Below are 236 nucleotides of genomic sequence, written 5' to 3'. Positions count from 1 at the left end.
GGCCCACCACAGGGCCGCCCGGAGCGCCGCGGGGCGGGGCACCGACCTCCACGCCTGGGCGGAGGCCCACTTCAAGGGGGAAAGGCCTCCCCTCCCCGAGGAGGAGCCCCTCCGGGGGATGGCCCGGCGCCTGGCGGACTGGTGGGACGGGAACGGGGGCAGGCTCCTGCGCTCCGAGGAGGCGGTCTTCCACCCGGAGCACCGCTACGCCGGGCGGGTGGACCTGGTGGCCCGCT

The 236-nt window shown here is 78.0% G+C and carries 1 pseudogene; it reads left to right on the top strand.

Annotated features, from left to right (window positions below):
• Positions 1–236, top strand: a pseudogene (locus tag ACYQ0J_RS13570) (hypothetical protein); the annotation flags it as partial.

This window comes from Thermus sp. FJN-A (genome assembly GCF_054655095.1).
Note: the sequence above shows the minus strand (reverse complement) of the source record. Positions and strands in the feature narration are given on the sequence as shown.